Here is a 19,358-nt window from a genome sequence, read left to right on the forward strand (position 1 = left end):
TCCAAGGGACAAAAGCAGCAGGTTTTTACATATGTTCCGTGTCGGTATTTTAGAGTGTCCGCTGATTGCCTTCTGCAAGATGTATGTAACACTCTGGTCAGGAGAAAAATGAATGAGATTACTACTGGTTGATGACGATAAGATTATTATAAACAGTATGCCATCCGCCTTTCCCTGGGCGGACTGGGGGATTACGGGAATCCGGACTGCCTGGTCGATCAAAGAAGCAAAGAAAATCCTTGCCAGGGAGCAGAGCGATATTCTGCTTTGTGATATCGAGATGCCTATGGGTACCGGAATAGAACTGATCGAATGGATGCAGAAAGAAATCCCGGTTCCGGTGGTGACAATCCTTCTGACCTGCCATTCAGAATTCCAATATGCCAAGCGGGCCCTGCAGCTGGGATGCAGTAATTACCTGCTGAAGCCGGCTGAGGAAGGGGAACTCAAGAAAGCAGTCCTTGATGCGGAAGAAAAGGTAATGGAGCTTAGGAAACAGGAGAAGGAGCGGAAACGGCGGGAACAGAAAATCCGGAATATGGATGCCTTCTGGGAGACTCTTATGGCCCGTCACATCAGTGGAGGTGAGCGGCTGAGGCGCGTCTGTGAAGAGTATGAGGTAAAGGAAGAGCTGCATTTCCGCCCTGTTCTAGTGGCAGTCAAGCATCATTCTTTTAAAATACGGGATGTGAACCACTCCCTGATGTCATTTGTATTGGAAAATGTGCTCCGGGAGATGCTTCATGAAGAAAAATTTGCGCTGGTCAATAATTATGACGAGCGGCTTTGGTTGTTTTTTTCGGAAAATTCCCAAAGAGAGCCTTTTGAACCGCTTACCAGGGTAACTGGATGGATGGAGGAACGGTACCATTGCGCCCTTTCCTGTTATTTGGGGCAGGTACAGTCTTTGTCCGGCTGGGAGAAAGAATGTGAACTGCTGCGTCAGGCGGATGAACGTTTCGCAGTAAGCCCCGGAATTTATACGGCTGCTCAGGTACGTCACACCCATCCACTTCCCTTTGAATTGCCGAATGCAGTAAAGAGCAGCTTTTTTTGCCTGTTTTTCGCAGGGAAGTATACAGAACTGCTGCAGAAAATGCGGGATTATTTTCTGGGTCTTGCGCCGGAACAGTGCAATACAGTCTCTTTGGATGCCGCAATACGCAGAATAGATCAGGAATTTGAAAAGGGACTGGACGTATGTACAAAGGAACGGTTTCAGAAAATACAGGTACAGCTGTTCAAGGAAAATCCAAATTACACCAGATCCATACCGGGTGTGTTGGAGTATTATCAGAGAATGTTTTCCTGTCTGCAGGACGAAAACAAGGAATCGGCACCGGAACCTATTATCCAGCGGGTAAAGCTGTATATTTCCATGAATATGCAGCAGGAGCTTGGCCGTGGGGAAGTGGCGGCATATGTGGGGCTGCATCCTGATTATCTGAACCGTATTTTCAAAAAAGAAACAGGGGTTTCCCTGAAAGAATACATTGCGGATGCTAAAGTGAAAATGGCATGTGAATTGCTGGAACAGACGGATTTCCTTGTTGGAGAGATTGGGGAGATGGTAGGATATGTGAATTTCTCTTCTTTTACTACTTTTTTTAAGAATCGGACAGGTATGGCACCGGCGGCCTGGAGAAAGGAGCGTTCAAAATGAAAAGAGAAACCGGGGAAAGCCGGAAACGATGGCGGTTGCGGGATATATGGTTTACGATAGGTGCTATATTACTGGTTCTCTGGATTATGTTTATTACGGTGAGTACAGTTACCATGTGGGCATTAGACCGGCAAAGCAGGGAGTCCATGCAGGGTGTGCTGGATTTTGGATCCTCCAAGCTGGAGAGCAGGCTGAGGCAGATCGAGAACTTCCTTACCGTAACGCTGGTCTCCGATGCAAAGTTCGGTATGCTGCGCAATACTTCACTAAGCTATGTAGATAATCTGCGCCAGGTGGCGCTGCAGATGGATTCCTATGGTCAGTACTTTCCCGACTTCAGCGGTATATTCTTTTATGATTCATCGAGGGATATTCTTCTCGATAAGCAGTGGAATGATATATCTGCCTATTCCATGACCTTTGTGGTCAGGCGTATGGAAATGCGCGGGCGTATGAGAACACTATGCAGCGGTGAACTGCAGGGACAGGCGGTCGGAGAATGGACGATTGAAAATATTGGCAATATGTGGACTGCTTTTTATATCTATTATCATCATGGACAATATCTGGGTGTGTATGTGGCATTGGACGGGCTTTGGGACCGTCTTATTGATTTAGAAGAAGTGGCCGGGTTTGAAGAATCCGGATTGACCGATTTGGCTGGATTAGAATTAACGGGAGATCAAGCGCGCGTTTTCAGCCTGGAGGGTTCCTCATATTGGGAGCGGGGTAAGCGTTACCTGCAGCTGACGAAAAAAATTGACCGTTTTCCGGCGGTTATTGTCACTCTGGTGCCCAGGCAGCAGTTGAGGGGCAACTGGATGATATGGTGGTCAGGGCTCATTATACTGGCGGCTGTAAGCGGTGTGTTTTTGGTTCATCTGCTTCTGACTCTGCAAAGGGTTCTTTTTGCGCCTCTTTCCGAACTGAACCGACAGATGAAGGCCTTTTCGGAAGGAAATCTGGACACGCATATAGCAAAACTGGTAGGGTGCCAGGAGGTGCGGGAGCTTTCCGGGACTTTTAATGAAATGACCGGCCAGATTCATGAGATGAAAATCGAGAATTATGAAAAACGTCTGGAAAAACAGGAGACCTTCCTGAAATATCTGCAGATCCAGAAAAATCCCCACTTTTTCCTGAATATGCTTAATGTTATTTATTCCCTTGCAGCTTCCGGAAACGTGACACAGATTCAGACGATCACCTTGGAGCTGATCCGGCATGTGCGCTATGTACTGTCTGTGGAGAACCCGCTTGTACCACTTTTGCAGGAATTGGAATTCACCCATAATTATCTGGAAATTCAGCGGATACGGTTCCCTTATACGATTCAGGTAAAGGAAGAGGGATTTACGAAGGAGATTCTGCAGATCCTTGTTCCTCCGCTGCTTTTACAGACATTTGTGGAAAATGCAGTCAAGTATGCACTGTCCCTGGAGGATACGCTGCAGATACATCTGGAAGCGGTATTGGCAGAGGATGTGCTCACGCTCCGGATCAGTGACGGCGGTCCGGGATTCCCGGAAGTTATGCTGGAAGAACTGAATGCATCCGGAACCGTATCTTCGGATGAACGGGGGGAACATATCGGAATCCATAATGTACTGTCACGTATGAAATTGCTGTATGGCACGGCCTACGGATATCATTTTGCCAATCTGCCCGGAGAAGGGGCACAGGTGGAACTCATCCTTCCGCAGCAAGTCTGATTTTCTAAAACAGGAAGTCTGCTATTCAAAAGTTTTTCTTTGCAGATTGTTTTACTATAAAGACATCACAGATGCGCCGGCACGTTTGTGCCGGTGTTTTGTTAAACACATTCTTTTAAGAACCAAGAAATCGGACAGGGGGAATGATATTGAAAGAAAAATTACATAAAGGCTGGAAGATGTTCAAAAAGCAAAGAGAGTTGCAGGTGTTTGCCTGGATTGGCATGGCGGTTCTGTTTCTTTTCTCTTATCTGCCGTTGAGCGGCATTATCATCGCTTTTAAGGATTATAAGATCCAAATGGGTTTTTCTGGGATCTGGACAGCAGATTGGGTCGGAATCAAATGGTTCCGGGAATTATTTTCCTATTACCGGTTTGGTGAAATCCTGCGAAATACAGTGGTGCTGAGTGTATTGAAACTGCTTTTCACTTTCCCGGCACCAATCATTTTGGCGTTGCTCTTAAATGAGATGAAGGTACAGAAATTTAAAAAGACTGTTCAGACGGTTACTTACCTGCCTAATTTTATTTCGTGGATTTTGGTTTATACGATTGCCAACTCTTTCCTGAATGCGGATATGGGACTGGTCAACCAGATACTGCAGGATTGGGGGATAATCAGGGAGCCAATCCAGTTTTTGACATCACCGGATCTGTTCTGGGGGGTGGCGACCTTTTTAGCCATCTGGAAGACCACCGGTTACTGGGCAATTATTTTCCTGGCAGCAATCAGCGGTATTGATTCCCAGCTTTATGAAGCGGCGCAGATCGATGGCGCGGGCAGACTGCAGCGGATCCGCTATATCACTTTCCCGGGAATCAGAGGATCTGTGGTGACGGTACTGATTCTTTCCATCGGAGGCCTGCTGGGCGGAGGTATGGGCGGATCTAATTTTGACCAGAGCTATATCTTCGGAAATGCCATTAATAATTCAGCTTCTGAAATCCTGCAGACCTATGCTTTTAAGATGGGGTTATCTGAAGGCCGTTTTGCTTATGCAACAGCTGCCGATTTGGTTCAGTCCGCCGTTTCGGTGGTATTGATCCTGGTGAGCAATAAGGTGGCAAAGAAGATTACCGGGGAGGGGATATTCTGATGAAAGTAAGCAAGCAGACGAACGATAGAATAATAAAATCCGGTGAAGATAGGGCTGTGGATATAGTGGTTTGGTTCTGCCTTATCCTTGTCCTGCTGGTCACCGCCTATCCCTTTTGGTACGTTGTAGTGGCCTCCTTCAGTGATGGCTATGATTTTATGAGGGGCGGCGTATATCTATGGCCCCGGATTTTTACCCTTGATAATTATAAAAATCTGCTGGGGCAGAAGATATGGACCAATGCCTTTGCTGTGTCATTTATCCGTACAATTGTGGGTACTTTTCTGACGGTGTGCATGACCTGCCTGGTAAGCTATACCCTGTCACGAAAGGATTTGATGTTCGGAAAGATCTATCGTTTCCTGGTGGTGTTTGCCATGTATGTATCCGGCGGCCTGATTCCCTATTATATTGTCTTGAAAAACCTTCATCTGGTAAACAGCTTTTGGGTGTATGTTATACCGTCTATGCTGAATTTGTTTTTTATTATCGTGGGTATCAACTTTTTCGGTTCCATTCCTATGGCGCTGGTGGAGTCCGCAAAGCTGGACGGCGCTTCGGAATTAAAGACCCTGCTCCGGATTGTCATGCCGATTTCCACACCGTTCCTTGCAACATTGTCATTATTTTCTGCTGTGAACCAATGGAATTCCTGGCTGGATTCTTCTTACTATGTAAACAAGGAGGCCCTGCGGACAGTAGCTTACCGGATGCTTGTGGAAATCAATCAGTCCACAGGGGCATCCATTACCGGCGGGACTATTACGACAAAATCGACCACCCTGACCACACAGGCCACCGCAATGGTGACCAGTATGCTGCCGATCATGTGCGTCTATCCATTCCTGCAGAAATATTTCGTACAGGGTCTGATGATTGGGGCGGTCAAGGAATGAGTGTGTGCGGTTATCAGACTCCGGGGAGTCTTTTAATAATAAAACATATAAGGAGGGCAATATGAAAAAGAAAGTAATGAAAGCTCTTGTCAGCATGGGACTGGTATCAGCGATGCTGCTAACAGCCTGCGGCGGCACTTCTCCTTCCGACGGCAGCGCTGCTGTCACAAAAGAGGAGGCAGCGGCAGAAGAGACAGCCGGGGCGGCGGCACAAGAATCCGTACAGGCCGGCAGTTCGGAAAGTGTAAAGCTTCGTTTTTTTAATGACGAAACCTGGTGGCCTTACACCGTATGGGAAGGCAGGATCCCTGAGAAAATCAGTGAAAAAACCGGGGTAACCTTTGAGGTGACTACGGCTGCGGACAGTACGGCGCTGAATCTGATGATCGCTTCCGGAGATCTGGGAGATCTCATACTGACCAGCGACAATGCAAAGATTTCCAGACTGCAGAATTCGGATATGTGTTATACCCTGGATGAACTGGCCCAGATGGCAGGCGAAGAGTCTTTTGATGTACATCCTGTTTTACGGCTGGTGAATACGGCCGATGACGGGAATATGTATACCATTATGTGCGGGTATTCTCCGGATTATTATATGGAGGAGTATCCCAAGGCCGTTTATGAGACTACAGGACTGGTGGTACGGGATGATATTTATGAGGCAATAGGTTCCCCTGTAATCAACAATCTGGATGAGTTTGAGGAAATGCTGGATTCCGTAAAGGAACAGTATCCGGATGTGGTTCCTTTTATGTATAATTATACCCATACAAACGGCGTTATCAAGATGCTGCTGGGTTCCGATGCGGGAATCGGCGGGTTCCTGGATGTGGACGGACATGCGAAGGCGTTCATTGAGGATCCTATTCTGGAAGATTATTATGAACGGATGAACGACTGGTATCTGAAAGGCTATATGACTGACGAGAACTTTGCATTTACTTCTGACAGCGATGATTCCGATTATATGGCGGCGGGTAAGCTGTTTGCGCTTGCCAAATATTCCAATACTGCCGATGAGATGGGAGTGACCCTGAGTGAAGCCGGATGTGATTACAGCTTGGTACAGCTGACCGATATCATTTCCAATCAGCCCGGTGCAAAACATTTGCAGACTACTGCAGGATGGAGAGGCATGTTTGTACCCAAAAGCTGCTCCGATCCTGTCGCGGCCTACCATTTTATGAAATTTATGTACAGTGAAGAAGGACAGTGTCTGTCTCTATGGGGTGAGGAAGGAGTGGACTGGAACTGGGATGAGGAACACAGCTATCCTGTTCTGAATTATGATTTTGAATCACCCAATGAAGCCGACGGCATGAAATTCTGGGGATGGATCTACCATGATGGTGTCAGGAACACGCTTCCCGGATACGGTAATGAAGGACAAACCTTCAAGGCAAGAGAAGCCGCGACTGCCATTTCCGAGACAAATCCGGTGCTGGGTATGCTCCGTATGGGCGCTGATTCAGAAGAACAGACTATCATGAATAATCTGGTGGAACTTTATAACAACATGACTGCGAAGATTATCACCGCTTCCACACCGGAGGAATCCAAAGCCCTGTATCAGGAGATGCTTTCCACTGCCAAAAGCATGGGAGCAGATAAGTTGGATGAATGGGCGGATTCGAAATATGCAGAGAAGAAGGCGGCATATGATGAGATCAAAGATATCGGAGCGGATTATTGATGCATAGCAATTGGGAGGGTTTATGAGACCATTAGAAGATTACAGTAATATTAAAGGTTTTAACTATTCGCTGGCTTCGCTCAGTGATTACAGCCATGAAACTGAAGTGCGGAATATGGGTTATGCAAAGCGCCTTACGCTCAACAGCTGCCGTCTGTTTATGCACATGGAGGAATGGAAAAAGGATTCTGTCAGGTTTCTTGACTGTCTCAGGGACTTCATGGACGTTGCATATGAGCATGGGATAACCACTACTCCTATTCTGTTGATGCCCTATTTCACCGCGGATCAGACACCTTACTGGCTGTCGGAGGACCATTCCTGCTCCCCTGTTCCCGGGTGTTTTTATCCGGAAAACTATTGCCAGGGAGAAAGGTATGTAGCGGATATCATCCATGCGGTGGCAGCACATCCGGGGCTGCTGTTCTGGGATGTGATGAATGAGCCAAGCTGGCACGGCTTTCTATTGAGTGTCGACGACCCGGTGGAAAAGCAGAGAAGGCTGGATATGGTATGGGCATTTGTCCGGCATTTTATCCGGTTTGTCAGAGAAAAGGATCCGATAAATGCACTGGGAGTGGGGCATACGTTTATTGAAGATACGGAGTACAGCCAGACCGGGGAGTTGGTGGATATTATAATTTTCCACGATTATCTGGAAACCAGAAGCCGGGTAGAGAGCACCTGTGCACGGGCGGCAGAGTTGTCCAAAAAATACGGGAAACCGGTGATAAACAACGAGACCGGCTGTCTGTGCCGTTCCAATCCATATGATGTGGCAGTGGAAACGGCGGACAAATATGGGATCGGCTGGTATCTGTTTGAATTGATGATTGAGGAAGAGGGCGGGATGTGGAGCAAGGTACACGGTATCGTATATCCGGATGGAACGGTACGGGATCCTTCTATTGTAGCAGCTATTCTGGGATTCTTCAGAAACCGGTACGAGACGGCCATTCAGTCGGATGTAAACCAGGAAGGCCACGCGGACAAGGCGATCGCAGCGGCCCAGGACGCTCTGGATAAAAAAGCAGGAGCGCAGGAACTGCTGGAGGCAGCAGAATATGTGGCCAACCTGCTGGAGGCCGGGGAACTGGTTCCCATGGCAGTGCCGCCTACTGCCAGAATCGCTGCCTGGCGCAGGGCGGAAAAGAAGGACATCAGGGAGATAAGACGCTTTCTTTATAATCTGGTGTCCCGGCTCAAAGAGGCCTGTGAAATTGGATAAGGGCTTTTGAACAGCCGCCAGGCGGAAGAAAAAGCCGGAGGATAGAGAATATTCACCGGAAGAGGAGAATCAGGAGAGTGCAATGCCGTGGATGCGATCCATCCGCGGCATTGTGTATTATAAGAGAGGTATGGGAATATGAAAAAGGGTCTATATTTTATGGGGTGGCAGAGAGATATGTGGAATTATCATCCCAGCCTGCCAATGAAAAACATGCATATGATCGAAGATATTCTGGATATGCACGGAAATATGCTGATCTGGTCTTGCCTGGGAAGCGGAGCTATTGGCCTTCCCTATCTGGCGCTGGAGGCGGAGGGGACGGTTCCGCCCAGAATGAGGCTGTATGGATATATGAATGACAGGGAATTCTGCAAAGAATGCATGAAAAGGGGAATACGGCCTTTTGCAGTGCTCTGGAAGGCACAGCTGTGGGAATTTGCCGCGGAATGGAATGAAGAGGAAACACAGCTGCTCGCTATGAATATACACCGGGATGCGGGCGTGAAAAAGGGTTATGTGGGAATGGGCGAATTATCTGTTAATCGTTATCCTCATGTATTTCCGCCTGTAGAACGCTTTTTCCCTCAGGGGATCACTGATTACAGGGGGAACAAAGTGGGCAATTTCCTGGAGGAGTTTAAAGCGGTTTCCTTGGAGGGCCGGGATATCCTGGCCCGTTGGCTGATGGCTCCCGGACATGACCACAAATGCTATTCGGCGTGTGCAAACAAAGACTCCTATCTGACCTATCTGAAAAAGGAAGTGGAATTAATGATTGATGCGGATGCAGGGGGACTGCATATTGATGAATATGATTCCCAGAAGCATGTGCTCAATAATGCAGGCTGCTTCTGTCCGGAATGTGTGGATAAATTCGGCAGTTATCTCAGGAAAAAGAAGATATCTCTGCCTGCGGGCGCAGGAGATGGAAAAGATTTCGATTATCGTGCCTGGCTGCTGCAAAAGGGGTATACAGACAAGGATCTGGTATCGGGAAACGGGAACCGGCGTTGGGATATCCCTCTGTTTCGGGAGTACGCCCGGATGCAGATGGATTCTATAGAGTATGTGGTTCGGGAACTGGCGGAGCATGCAAGGGAGTATGCACGCAGGCAGCGGGGTGAAGCGTTACCGGTGAGCGCGAACCTGTTCAACTGTTATCCTCATGGCTGGAACTGTAAAAAGCACCTGGATATCCTGGCGGGAGAAAAGACGGATATCGGCCTGCGCCAGGATGGCTGGTATCAGTTTGCATTTGGATGGCTTAACGGAAAGGAATGTTGTTTTGTAGAGGATCCCAATCAATATGTACAGGATATGGCAGAGGATGTGAGAAAAGGGATTAACGACCGGTTTATCCTGTTTTTACTGGAGCCTCTGGCCCATGGCTTCCATCTGGCTTTCCCCTACGGATCCTGGCTGCAGAATCAGGTAAAGGATGCGCTGTGGCCGGATTTGCGTATGCTGAAACGGTTGGGAACGTGGCTGGATGAACAGGAGGAAGCGTTTGGGCGGAATCCGGCAGCGGATTTGGCAGTAATTTATGATTGGCAGTCTGCCAGTGAAAAGCAGTGGATACAGCCCCACGAAGAATGGCATGGCGTTTATGGTGAGGGGGAGCTGCCAGAGGAATTGGGCGCGGAGACCGCTTTTGGCGGAGATGGGAAATTTGACTGTTTTTTCCGGCTTCTGCAGAAGCTCAGTGACAGACATATCCTTTACCGCGTCATCTATGAAAGCCCGGATGAACCATTGTGCCGCGACAGGCTTGATTCTTTTGGAATGGTTCTTCTGCCGGACGCTTTTGCCATGCGGCCGGCAGATATAGGATTGCTCAGGGAGTATCAGGCATGTGGCGGACAGGTGATAACTGTGGGACAGGAGCCGGAGTGCGCCGTACTGGGCGGCAGGAATTTCAGGGAAACGGACATGGATATGCTTGTGGATATGCTGGTGTGCAGGGAGCAGGAAATCGTTGCCCTGGAAAAAGGGGAATATGGCATTGCCTGGCATATCACCGGACAGGGAAGGGCCCTGCATATTGTCAATTACCGTTTTGACAGCGACAGCCACAGAATTCGTAACCTGCCTGAACTCAGTTTCCGGCTGGAGAAACCATGGAGACTGGGACGTGTCAGTACTTTCCCCGAAAATCCGCAAATGGAGGTTTCCTGCGGGCAGAAGTTACTGGAAGTGAAAAATGCCGGGATATATACGGTGATTGAATTTGAGAATATGTGAAGGAGGATAGAATGTCGCCGGAAAAGATATGCCCGGGATAAAACTGTATTCAAACCGGCAGCTCCTTAATCCTTTGGAACTGCCGCCTGAAGAATTTTTTTCTCTTCATAATCCTTATGCACAGCACAAATCAGACAGGCATCAAAGAAAATCCCAGCCAGCTGCTCCTGGGAAATTCCTTTTTCCTTTCTGAGATATTGCAATTTTTCACCTAAAGTCATATCAAAATCCTCCTTTATCTGATTCCAACTTACCATTATCTGCGGTTGCGCACAACCGCGTCTGCATGGAAGTCCTGCAACCGGCAGTTGCAGGAGATATCTGCAAGCGGATGCGTGCATTATGACGCACAGCAAAACGCTATGGCGTATATCTGGCAGTGGAAGCTCCGAAACAGCCCGGAATCATACATCGGAATACAGGCAGCAGCGCGCCCGGCCATGCTGTTTGGCAAAATAGAGGGCCTGATCACTCTGGTAAATCAAGGTGTCAATCGGCAGGCCGGGATCGTTGGTCTGCGCGATGCCGATGCTGGCAGTGAGGCTGTTGAGCTGCCTGGATTGGCGGAAAGCGAGCTGCATTTTATCAAGCAGCAGCTGAGATTGGTCCAGGAGCTTCCGGGTATCGTAGGCTCCGAGGAGGGTGATCAGGAATTCGTCTCCTCCCAGCCTGGCTATCAGGGTTTGGGGAAAACATTCCTTCATAAGCCGGGAGACAAGAATCAGGGCTTCGTCTCCGGCCTGGTGTCCATAGACGTCATTGACATTTTTAAAATGATCCAAATCCAGGTATATCAGGCTTACCGTCTGACTGCCGCGGTTTCTGCTGATATAATCATAGAAGCCCCGTCGGTTATAGAGTCCGGTCAAAAAGTCGGTGATGGAGGTTTGCAGGATCTGCTGCTCCAATGTGCGTTCTACCGTAATATCCCTGCAGATGCACAGCTGGCCCACAAGGTTCTCAAAAATATCATATATAGGCTCTTCATGGATTTCAAAAACTTTTTCTTTTCCGCCGATATTCAATGCGGCCTCGGCATAGCCTTCTTCGTTGATGCCGGTAAGGGTATTCAACGCATCTTTTTTCCACTCATCATAATATTTTCCCTGGATCTGTTCCCTTGGTATCTGGAAGTATTCAGAAAATTTCACGTTGGAGTTAATAATGACGCCCTTGTCGTTTTTGACAAGGATAGCAAAGGGCATGCTGTTCAGCAGGATGTCCAGCTCCGTGCTTATGTTTTCGAGAACGGTCACATCGTGTGCGATGCCGACGGTGCCAATAACCTCTCCCGTGTCGTCAAAAATAGGGGATTTATAAGTTTTAAACTGCCGCAGCCCGTGGCTGCTTTTCACTTTTTCATCAAAGAGGCAGGTCTTGCGCTGCCGCAGCACTTCTTCTTCGGTTTCCAGGCATACATATTCTCCTGTAGCGTATTCTTCCGGTTTTAAATCCCAGATATAGTAGTGCCCGCGGCCCTGTATATCCTGCTTTGTTTTACCTACGGCATGACAGAAGGCATCGTTAACCATCTCATGGGAACCACGCAGATCTTTGAACCAGATCAGATCGGGAATGCTGTTGATGGTGGTATTCAGGCAGGTACGGATAAAGCTGTCGTCTTTTTCCAGCCAGAGATGCTCCAGCAGCCTGTTAAAGCGCGCTGTGATAAAGGAGGAGGAAAAGGGCTTGACCCATAAATCGGCATATTGGTTTGCCGCAGCTTCCTGGAGGAGGGATATGTCCTCCGGTGCCGAACACAGAATAAGGTCAGTACCGGAAGCGATCCGGGGAAGGATCCGGAGAATATCAGCGGCGGGCAAATCAAGCAGCAATAAATTACAAGCGGTGAGACTTTCATCGGAATCACCGGAAAAGCAGCGGAAATGAAACGAAAAATGCGCCGGTTCAGGGACTTGGGCAAGGGTTTCCTCCAGCAGTGCGCTGGTGCTCAGAATATGGATTATAAGTTCATAATGAAACATGGGTATTCCTCCCTTTGGGCGTTGGGGCTGCTGTGCCTGTTAAACGGTATTGTAGTCAGTATACACCATATTATTTATTATTGCACCTGTAAACCGATAAAACAAAAGGAAGGCTTAAGCTGGTTGGAAATTTTCATTCTTCTCCCCAAAACCCCTGTTTTTCCCCATGACAAGCACGAATCCGCCCGTTTGGCATACAATTTTATGTATTAGTCAGTCGATTTATAGCAGCCCGCAGCCAGCCGGCGGGCGCTGTCCGACGTAAAAATAAGGTAGATAGGGAGGAAAAACATGGCGGAATATGACATTGCAGTCATTGGAGGAGATAAACGTACGGCCTATATGGTGCCGTTTTTCCGGGAAAGCGGATATAAGGTCATTTGTTTTGGGATACAGGAGACGGAGGATGGGGAAAGGGAAACAAAGCATTCCATGGAAGCAAAGCATTCTATAGAAGCAAAGCGTTCCATGGAAGCGGACGGCTATGCCGCGTCCCTCCGGGAAGCGGTAGATGCTGCGGATGTTATTGTGGGAGGAATCCCTTTGGAGAAAAAAGGCGTCCTTGATATCCGGGAGCTGTCGCGTCTGATAAGGAAACGCCATACGATTTTTGGAGGCGTCATACCGGAAACCTTCCGGCAGGAGTGCGGCGAGAGAAATATAGTCTGCTGTGATTTTATGCAGGTGGAGAGTATTGCCGTATTTAATGCCGTTGCCACAGCGGAGGGAGCTATTCTGGAGGCTCTCCGGCATAAGGATACCAACATACACAGGAGCAAAAGCCTGGTGATCGGTTATGGGAGATGCGGCAAAATCCTCAGCGACAAATTAAAAGGCCTGTCCGCCCTCGTTACGGTATGCAGCGGCAGCCAGACGGAGCTGGCCCTGGCCGACGCTTATGGGATGCAGACGCTTGCGCTGGAGCAGCTTGGGGAGAAGGCAGGAGAATATGAATATGTGTATAATACGGTGCCGGCCCCTCTTATTGATAAAGCTGTCCTGCAGAGGCTGAACAGGGATGTTCTGGTGATTGATATTGCGTCCGGGAACGGCGGGGTGGACTATAAGGCGGCAGAAGAGCTGTCCGTCCATGCACGGCACTGCCTCGGCCTGCCGGGGAAATATGCCTGCAGGATATCCGCCAGATGCCTTACCGATTATGTGCTGGGTCATATATGATGCTGCGGCGGCGGGGAATAAGGCAGAATGCAGGTCCTTCCCCTGTCGTAAAACGGAGAAGTTAGGAGAGTGCAGAATATGGAGTTAAAAGGGAAAAAAGTGGGAGTTGCGCTGACGGGCTCCTTTTGTACATTCGATAAAATATTTACGGCGATGGAAAAACTGGTGGAAGAGGGAGCACAAGTATATCCTCTTTTCTCCGATGCCTCACAGACAATTACGAACCGGTTCGGCAAGCCGGAGGATTTTATGAAACGGGCCAGGGATATTACAGGGAGGCAGCCGATATGCAGTATTGAAGAAGCGGAGCCTATCGGGCCGAAGGGATATCTGGATATTATGGCGATTCTGCCGTGTACCGGCAACACTGCCGCAAAGCTGGCGAACGGAATTACCGATACGCCGGTGCTGATGGGGGCAAAGGCCCATCTTCGGAACAATAAGCCTCTCTTAATCTTCCTATCATCCAATGACGGGCTGGGGATGAATATGAAAAACATAGGGCTTCTTCTCAATACTAAAAATATTTATTTTGTACCCTTCGGGCAGGATAACCCCGGGAAAAAACCGAATTCGCTGGTGGCTCATATCGAATATCTGATACCGGCCCTGGAAGCGGCGCTGGAATACAGGCAGATACAGCCGCTGCTGGTGGATTATATGGAATAAAACCGTAACTGTTCAGCAGGTCGTCTTATTTGCTGAAAATCAAAGGATGGGAAAGGCGAGGCAGCCATATGTGTGGGATAGCAGGATTTACGAACTTCAGGATAAATTATGAAACAAACGAAGGAGAATGGAAGGCGGTTTTAAAACGAATGAACGCCGTCCAGAAGCACAGGGGACCGGATGAGGATGGTATTTTTCTGCGGGAGCACTGCGGTATGGCCCATGTCAGGCTGTCCATCATCGATTTGTCCTCCGGGCAGCAGCCTATGGTAAGAAGAGAAGACGGGGCTGAATTTACGATCTGCTATAACGGCGAGCTATATAATATGATGGAGTTGAAACAGGAGCTTCGGGAGGAAGGCGTCCGCTTTCAGACAAACAGCGATACGGAAGTCATTCTGGCTGGGTATATCCATTATGGAAAAGCGTTTGTGGAGAGGCTGGACGGGATTTTTTCCTTTGCCATATGGGACGGCGCCAGGGAAAAATTTCTTCTTTACCGGGATCGGGTGGGCATTAAACCCTGTTTTTATACGGTAAAAGACAACACGCTTGTATTTTCTTCCGAAATCAAGGGAATTCTGAGTTTTCCCGGAATACATGCGGAGGTGGATAAAGACGGACTTTGCGAAGTGTTCGGGCTGGGACCGGCCAAGACATACGGAAACGGTGTGTTCCGGGGAATCCGGGAGGTACTGCCCGGGCATTTCCTGGAGTTTGATGCAGACGGCTGCAGACAGCACTGCTACTGGCAGGTGAAAAGCCTTCCTCATGAGGAGTCGTTTGAAGAAACCGTGGAACGTACCCGGTATCTTATTGAAAATGCCGTGAAAAAGCAAATGCTGTCCGATGTCCCCATTTGTACCTTTTTGTCCGGCGGGGTGGACAGCAGCCTGGTGACAGCTATATGCAGTGAGAATCTCAGGAAACAGGGGAAGCTTCTATCCACCTATTCCTTTGATTTTAAAGATAACGATGTGAATTTTCAGGCCAATGTATTCCAGCCCTCGCAGGATCGGCCCTGGGTGGATGTGGTCAGGGATCATGCCAAGACGCAGCATTTTTATCTGGAATGCAGGAATGAAGAACTTTACGATTACCTGTTTGAGGCGGTGGACGCACGGGATCTGCCCTGTATGGCGGATGTGGAATCCTCCATGCTGTATTTTTGCCGTAAGGTGGCAAAGCAGCATAAGGTTACGCTGACGGGGGAATGCGCGGACGAAATATTCGGGGGTTATCCCTGGTTCCATAAAAAAGAATGCTTTGAAGCGGACTGTTTCCCCTGGTCCATGGATTTTACCCCCAGGACAATGCTGTTAAAGGATGAGGTGCTTACGGAGCTTCCCCTGGAGGAATATGCAAAGGAGGCTTATCACAGGACCATCGGGGAAACACCGGTTCTGGAGGGGGAAAATGCGGAGGAAAAACGGCGCAGGGAAATTTCCTATCTGAACCTGAAATGGTTCATGCAGACCCTGCTTGACCGGATGGACCGCACCAGCATGCATGCAGGCCTGGAAGCGAGGGTGCCTTTTGCGGATCACCATATCATCGAATATGTATGGAATGTTCCCTGGAGCATGAAGTGCCATGACGGTGTGGTTAAAGGGCTGCTGCGGGCTGCGGGCAGAGGATATCTGCCGGATGATGTCCTGTACCGGAGAAAAAGCCCCTACCCAAAGACCTATGACCCGGCTTATGAGCAGCTGGTGAGGAAGCAGATGTTGGAAGTGCTGAATGATTCGGGTGCCCCTCTGTGCCGTCTCATCGACAAGAAGAAGGTGGAGAGCTTTATGCGCCAGCCTTCGGATTACGCGCGGCCCTTTTACGGGCAGCTTATGGCTGGCCCCCAGCTGCTGGCATATCTGCTCCAGGTTAATTACTGGCTGGAACATTATCAGATCCGTCTTATTTAGCCGGCGGTTTTGTTTCAGGAGCGGGATTCCCGCTCCTGAATTGCTGCATGGGCGGCTGCCGGGGGCTTCATACCGCGCCGCCCCGGAGGGTGGCGGGCGGTTATATGCATCAGATGTATCAACTGGAAACCGAAACAGGGCAATACGCCGTCAAGCTGTTAAATCCGGCCGTTATGAGAAGGCCGGATGTATTCCGGAATTTTCAGAGGGCGGAATATCTGGAACAAGTATTGTACCGGAATATGATTCCCGTTGTCCCTGCAAAGGAAATAAACGGCTGTAAAATGCAGTGTATTAACGGGCAGTATTTTTATGTCTTTCCATGGGTGGAAGGAAATGCGCTGCGCTGGGAAGAAATAGACGGCGGGCATTGCAGAACCATCGGTGCGCTTTTGGCGAAAATCCATAAAATTAAGATTCCCCGGATTTCCTGTGAGAGGGAAAAAATCGATGTGGACTGGGACGCATATATCGGACAGGCAGAGGCTGCATGTCCTGAAATAGCGGAAGAATTAAAAAGTAACAGAGAGCTGTTCTATTACGGCCAGGAAGAATACAACGCTGCCTTACATAAGGTTCCGGCGGCTGTATGTATCTGCGACGGGGATATGGACAGTAAAAATGTGTTATGGGTGGATGGAAAACCGCGGATTATCGATCTGGAATGCCTGGATTACGGAAATCCCTATATGGAAATGTTTCAGCTGGCCCTGAGCTGGTCCGGCGACACCCTGTGCCGTATTGATTACGGATTGTTACAGACGTTTCTCAACGCCTACCGGCAGGAATACGGGGCCTTCCGAACGGAGTGGAGTGCACTGTACGGAATCGGCTTCAGCTGGCTTGAATGGCTTGCATATAATATAAAAAGAGCGTTGGGCCTGGAATGTGTAAATGAGGAAGAAAGGCAGCTTGGCATCCGCCAGGTCCATGAAACGATCCCCCGCATTGCTTATTATGCCGCAATAAAAAAGGAGCTGCTGGATCATTTGGCATCTGCTATGCCCCCTGTTGAATAAAACAGAGCTTTTATGGTTACGCTTCCGCCATGTCATTTACGTTCTTACTTTGGTTAAGGGATGGCATTGCCGTGGCCTTTCCGGTATCAAAAAACGGTTTTACGGCTCCGAACAGCCCCGCGTCATTGGCGAGGCTGGCCGGGGTAATTGCTGCGAGATGGCGGAACAGAGGCGGAAGCTGCCTGTTTATTTTTTCCTCCAGAAGCGGGATCAGGATCTCCTTTTCACCGGAAATGCCGCCTCCTATCACCACCCTGTCGGGATCCAGCATCAGAATAATATTCGCAATAATCCGTCCGAGCTTCGTCGTCCAGTCATCCAGAAGCGGAAGGCAGCAGGGATCCTTTTCCTTGATACGACGTATAAAAGCGAAACCATCCATTTCTGTACCGGTTATTTCCGAAGCCCTCCGCAGGATCCCGAGCGTGGAATAATCCAGTTCCAGATAGTCTCCGGAAGAAGAATAATCACTGTATCCCAATTCTCCGCTTTGAGAGTGACTTCCCCCAAACGGCTTCCCGTCCAGAATCAAAGCGCTTCCTATGCCGGTTCCAAGCGTGACGCACAGCAGAACATGGCTGCCCCGGCCGCTTCCCATCCAGTACTCGCCCAAAGCCGCGGCGGTACCGTCATTCATAATCGAAACTTCCAGGGAAGGGTAATGCTGCCGGAGATATCCTGGAAGATTGACCCCCTCCAGAAAAGCAAGGTTCTCAACTCCGCCCACGCATTTCCCATCCGAAAGAAAGATACCCGGACAGGCTAAACCGACATTGACGGCCCCTCGAGCGAGTCCCTGTTCGATCACGGGCAGAAGCTGCCGGCCGAATTCATCCAGGGTTTTCAGTCCCGCCGTACGAAACGAATTTTTTCCCGTCAGATGTCCGTCGGCTGTAACAAACGCGTATTTTGCGGAGGTTCCCCCGATATCAAAAGACAATGAAATTTTATCCTGCATACATTTTCCCCTTTTTCCTTAACCGGAAGTGTCCCATTTCCCGTTTTCCGTTTAATTCCCTTTTTCCATGCGGAAGGTCCCATCCGCAAACATATAATAAGTAGTATCCCCGATCGTTACCGGCCCGGTCTGCATAGCGCCTGTTTCCGTATTCAGGAAGAAAATCCGGTCCCCGGTCTGGATAAACCCTTTTTTAAGACTGCCGTCTTCGGTACGGAAATAAATCTGCCCGTTTTCTTCAAACCATCCGTAAGCGGAGGGGAAGAGGGCATCGTCTGCAGGCTCTTCGCCGTCAGCGGTCTCCCCGGCAAAAAGCACGATTTTGTTTCCCCTGGAACTAGCATCCGACCATATCAGGCAGGTGCTTCCTTCCGTAAGGTCGGTGAGGCGGACCATATTTTTTGTCAGGTACGGGAGGATGCTGCAGTCCTTTGGAATGGTATAAACGGCCCCGTCCGCCCCTGTCAGAAGATAGGTATCCCCTTTATCCTCCAGGGATTTTACCGTTACATAGTCGGGTACCTTATAGTCTGCGGGGATTTCCGTAAGGATTACAGGGGAATTCGTCTGGGGCGGAAGGCTCATGGTCATTGCCGGCCCGATATAAGCATACGCCGTCTGCCCGTCCTCTATGCTGTCCATGGATACCGGGTAACCGTTTACGGCATCCAGAATTTTCGTATCCTCCGAAAGATGGATGATGATCTCCCCATAAAAGGATTCGCCGCTCTTGTTGTCAAACACGATCGTATCGTCTCCGGCTTTTGTCATTGTACCCCATATTCTGGAATGGGTAAGCAGAGGAAGCTCAGCGGCCCGGCATTTCAGCGGCCCGGCGGCGAATGCAAAAATACCGCCGGCCAGAAGCAGGGCGGAAAGAATCGTTTTCTTTTTCATTGGTAATACCTCCTGTTTTTTTAACTATAACAAATAAAAGGAAAGAAACCTATAGGAAAAAAGATAATATTTTATAAATATCCGCCTGCACTGTTACGCTGCACCATCTATCTTCCGAAAGAATAATCCAATGGCCCGTGATTTATTCCCGCGGGCAACGAGCCAAACGGATGCACTCGTGCATCCACTTGGCGAC

At 49.1% G+C, this 19,358-nt stretch carries 15 protein-coding genes; 11 read left to right on the forward strand and 4 right to left on the reverse strand.

The window, feature by feature from the left end; all coding sequences use genetic code 11:
- The first annotated feature begins 112 nt into the window (after positions 1 to 112).
- The 7 genes from DXA36_RS24560 (at position 113) to DXA36_RS24590 (ending at position 10,536) form a co-directional block, all read left to right on the forward strand.
- Positions 113 to 1,663, forward strand: coding sequence for a response regulator transcription factor (locus DXA36_RS24560; protein ID WP_118682069.1), 1,551 nt, complete (start codon positions 113 to 115; stop codon positions 1,661 to 1,663).
- Complete coding sequence (locus DXA36_RS24565) at positions 1,660 to 3,375, forward strand: sensor histidine kinase (RefSeq protein WP_118682070.1); 1,716 nt, start codon at positions 1,660 to 1,662, stop codon at positions 3,373 to 3,375. The genes DXA36_RS24560 and DXA36_RS24565 overlap by 4 nt, the downstream gene beginning before the upstream one ends.
- Positions 3,376 to 3,524: 149 nt before the next feature.
- The gene (locus tag DXA36_RS24570; RefSeq protein WP_243114736.1) at positions 3,525 to 4,472 is read left to right on the forward strand and encodes an ABC transporter permease; all 948 of its coding nucleotides are present in this window, start codon (positions 3,525 to 3,527) and stop codon (positions 4,470 to 4,472) included.
- Entirely contained in the window at positions 4,472 to 5,368 is an 897-nt protein-coding gene (locus DXA36_RS24575; RefSeq protein ID WP_118682072.1) for a carbohydrate ABC transporter permease, read from the forward strand. The genes DXA36_RS24570 and DXA36_RS24575 overlap by 1 nt, the downstream gene beginning before the upstream one ends.
- A 61-nt stretch (positions 5,369 to 5,429) precedes the next feature.
- Positions 5,430 to 7,064, forward strand: coding sequence for an extracellular solute-binding protein (locus DXA36_RS24580; protein WP_118682073.1), 1,635 nt, complete (start codon positions 5,430 to 5,432; stop codon positions 7,062 to 7,064).
- Positions 7,065 to 7,086: 22 nt separating this feature from the next.
- The gene (locus tag DXA36_RS24585) at positions 7,087 to 8,292 is read left to right on the forward strand and encodes a hypothetical protein (protein ID WP_118682074.1); all 1,206 of its coding nucleotides are present in this window, start codon (positions 7,087 to 7,089) and stop codon (positions 8,290 to 8,292) included.
- A 138-nt stretch (positions 8,293 to 8,430) separates the two neighbouring features.
- Positions 8,431 to 10,536, forward strand: coding sequence for a hypothetical protein (locus DXA36_RS24590; RefSeq protein WP_118682075.1), 2,106 nt, complete (start codon positions 8,431 to 8,433; stop codon positions 10,534 to 10,536).
- A 65-nt stretch (positions 10,537 to 10,601) separates the two neighbouring features.
- Here the strand turns inward: DXA36_RS24590 and DXA36_RS24595 are convergent, their stop codons facing one another.
- Together DXA36_RS24595 and DXA36_RS24600 are read right to left on the reverse strand one after the other, a co-directional pair.
- Complete coding sequence (locus DXA36_RS24595; RefSeq protein WP_118682076.1) at positions 10,602 to 10,757, reverse strand: helix-turn-helix domain-containing protein; 156 nt, start codon at positions 10,755 to 10,757, stop codon at positions 10,602 to 10,604.
- 183 nt (positions 10,758 to 10,940) lie between these two features.
- Positions 10,941 to 12,521: a sensor domain-containing diguanylate cyclase gene (locus tag DXA36_RS24600; protein WP_118682077.1), complete on the reverse strand. Its 1,581-nt coding sequence runs from the start codon at positions 12,519 to 12,521 to the stop codon at positions 10,941 to 10,943.
- A gap of 291 nt (positions 12,522 to 12,812) precedes the next feature.
- Here DXA36_RS24600 and DXA36_RS24610 point away from each other — a divergent pair, with 291 nt between their 5' ends.
- From DXA36_RS24610 to DXA36_RS24625, 4 genes are all read left to right on the forward strand, one after another.
- Positions 12,813 to 13,700: a dipicolinate synthase subunit DpsA gene (locus DXA36_RS24610; RefSeq protein WP_118682079.1), complete on the forward strand. Its 888-nt coding sequence runs from the start codon at positions 12,813 to 12,815 to the stop codon at positions 13,698 to 13,700.
- A gap of 78 nt (positions 13,701 to 13,778) precedes the next feature.
- Positions 13,779 to 14,369 (forward strand): dipicolinate synthase subunit B, encoded by a 591-nt coding sequence (locus DXA36_RS24615; RefSeq protein WP_118682118.1) that lies wholly within the window; start codon positions 13,779 to 13,781, stop codon positions 14,367 to 14,369.
- 68 nt (positions 14,370 to 14,437) lie between these two features.
- Positions 14,438 to 16,288, forward strand: a complete 1,851-nt coding sequence (asnB, locus tag DXA36_RS24620; protein ID WP_118682119.1) for an asparagine synthase (glutamine-hydrolyzing) — start codon at positions 14,438 to 14,440, stop codon at positions 16,286 to 16,288.
- A gap of 47 nt (positions 16,289 to 16,335) precedes the next feature.
- Positions 16,336 to 17,307, forward strand: a complete 972-nt coding sequence (locus DXA36_RS24625; RefSeq protein ID WP_118682080.1) for an aminoglycoside phosphotransferase family protein — start codon at positions 16,336 to 16,338, stop codon at positions 17,305 to 17,307.
- A 16-nt stretch (positions 17,308 to 17,323) separates the two neighbouring features.
- Here DXA36_RS24625 and DXA36_RS24630 read toward each other — a convergent pair whose 3' ends face one another.
- Positions 17,324 to 18,265, reverse strand: a complete 942-nt coding sequence (locus DXA36_RS24630) for an ROK family protein (RefSeq protein ID WP_118682081.1) — start codon at positions 18,263 to 18,265, stop codon at positions 17,324 to 17,326.
- A gap of 51 nt (positions 18,266 to 18,316) precedes the next feature.
- Entirely contained in the window at positions 18,317 to 19,162 is an 846-nt protein-coding gene (locus tag DXA36_RS24635) for a hypothetical protein (protein ID WP_118682082.1), read from the reverse strand.
- Positions 19,163 to 19,358 lie beyond the last annotated feature (196 nt).

It is taken from the genome of Eisenbergiella sp. OF01-20, from assembly GCF_003478085.1.
Lineage (GTDB): Bacteria > Bacillota > Clostridia > Lachnospirales > Lachnospiraceae > Eisenbergiella.

What these genes read in the sequence shown, in the direction of transcription:
- DXA36_RS24560 (WP_118682069.1), top strand. Translation starts at nt 113, where the DNA reads ATGAGATTACTACTGGTTGATGACGATAAGATTATTATAAACAGTATG.
- DXA36_RS24565 (WP_118682070.1), top strand. Translation starts at nt 1,660, where the DNA reads ATGAAAAGAGAAACCGGGGAAAGCCGGAAACGATGGCGGTTGCGGGAT.
- DXA36_RS24575 (WP_118682072.1), top strand. Translation starts at nt 4,472, where the DNA reads ATGAAAGTAAGCAAGCAGACGAACGATAGAATAATAAAATCCGGTGAA.
- DXA36_RS24580 (WP_118682073.1), top strand. Translation starts at nt 5,430, where the DNA reads ATGAAAAAGAAAGTAATGAAAGCTCTTGTCAGCATGGGACTGGTATCA.
- DXA36_RS24585 (WP_118682074.1), top strand. Translation starts at nt 7,087, where the DNA reads ATGAGACCATTAGAAGATTACAGTAATATTAAAGGTTTTAACTATTCG.
- DXA36_RS24590 (WP_118682075.1), top strand. Translation starts at nt 8,431, where the DNA reads ATGAAAAAGGGTCTATATTTTATGGGGTGGCAGAGAGATATGTGGAAT.
- DXA36_RS24595 (WP_118682076.1), bottom strand. Translation starts at nt 10,757, where the DNA reads ATGACTTTAGGTGAAAAATTGCAATATCTCAGAAAGGAAAAAGGAATT.
- DXA36_RS24600 (WP_118682077.1), bottom strand. Translation starts at nt 12,521, where the DNA reads ATGTTTCATTATGAACTTATAATCCATATTCTGAGCACCAGCGCACTG.
- DXA36_RS24610 (WP_118682079.1), top strand. Translation starts at nt 12,813, where the DNA reads ATGGCGGAATATGACATTGCAGTCATTGGAGGAGATAAACGTACGGCC.
- DXA36_RS24615 (WP_118682118.1), top strand. Translation starts at nt 13,779, where the DNA reads ATGGAGTTAAAAGGGAAAAAAGTGGGAGTTGCGCTGACGGGCTCCTTT.
- asnB (WP_118682119.1), top strand. Translation starts at nt 14,438, where the DNA reads ATGTGTGGGATAGCAGGATTTACGAACTTCAGGATAAATTATGAAACA.
- DXA36_RS24625 (WP_118682080.1), top strand. Translation starts at nt 16,336, where the DNA reads ATGGGCGGCTGCCGGGGGCTTCATACCGCGCCGCCCCGGAGGGTGGCG.
- DXA36_RS24630 (WP_118682081.1), bottom strand. Translation starts at nt 18,265, where the DNA reads ATGCAGGATAAAATTTCATTGTCTTTTGATATCGGGGGAACCTCCGCA.
- DXA36_RS24635 (WP_118682082.1), bottom strand. Translation starts at nt 19,162, where the DNA reads ATGAAAAAGAAAACGATTCTTTCCGCCCTGCTTCTGGCCGGCGGTATT.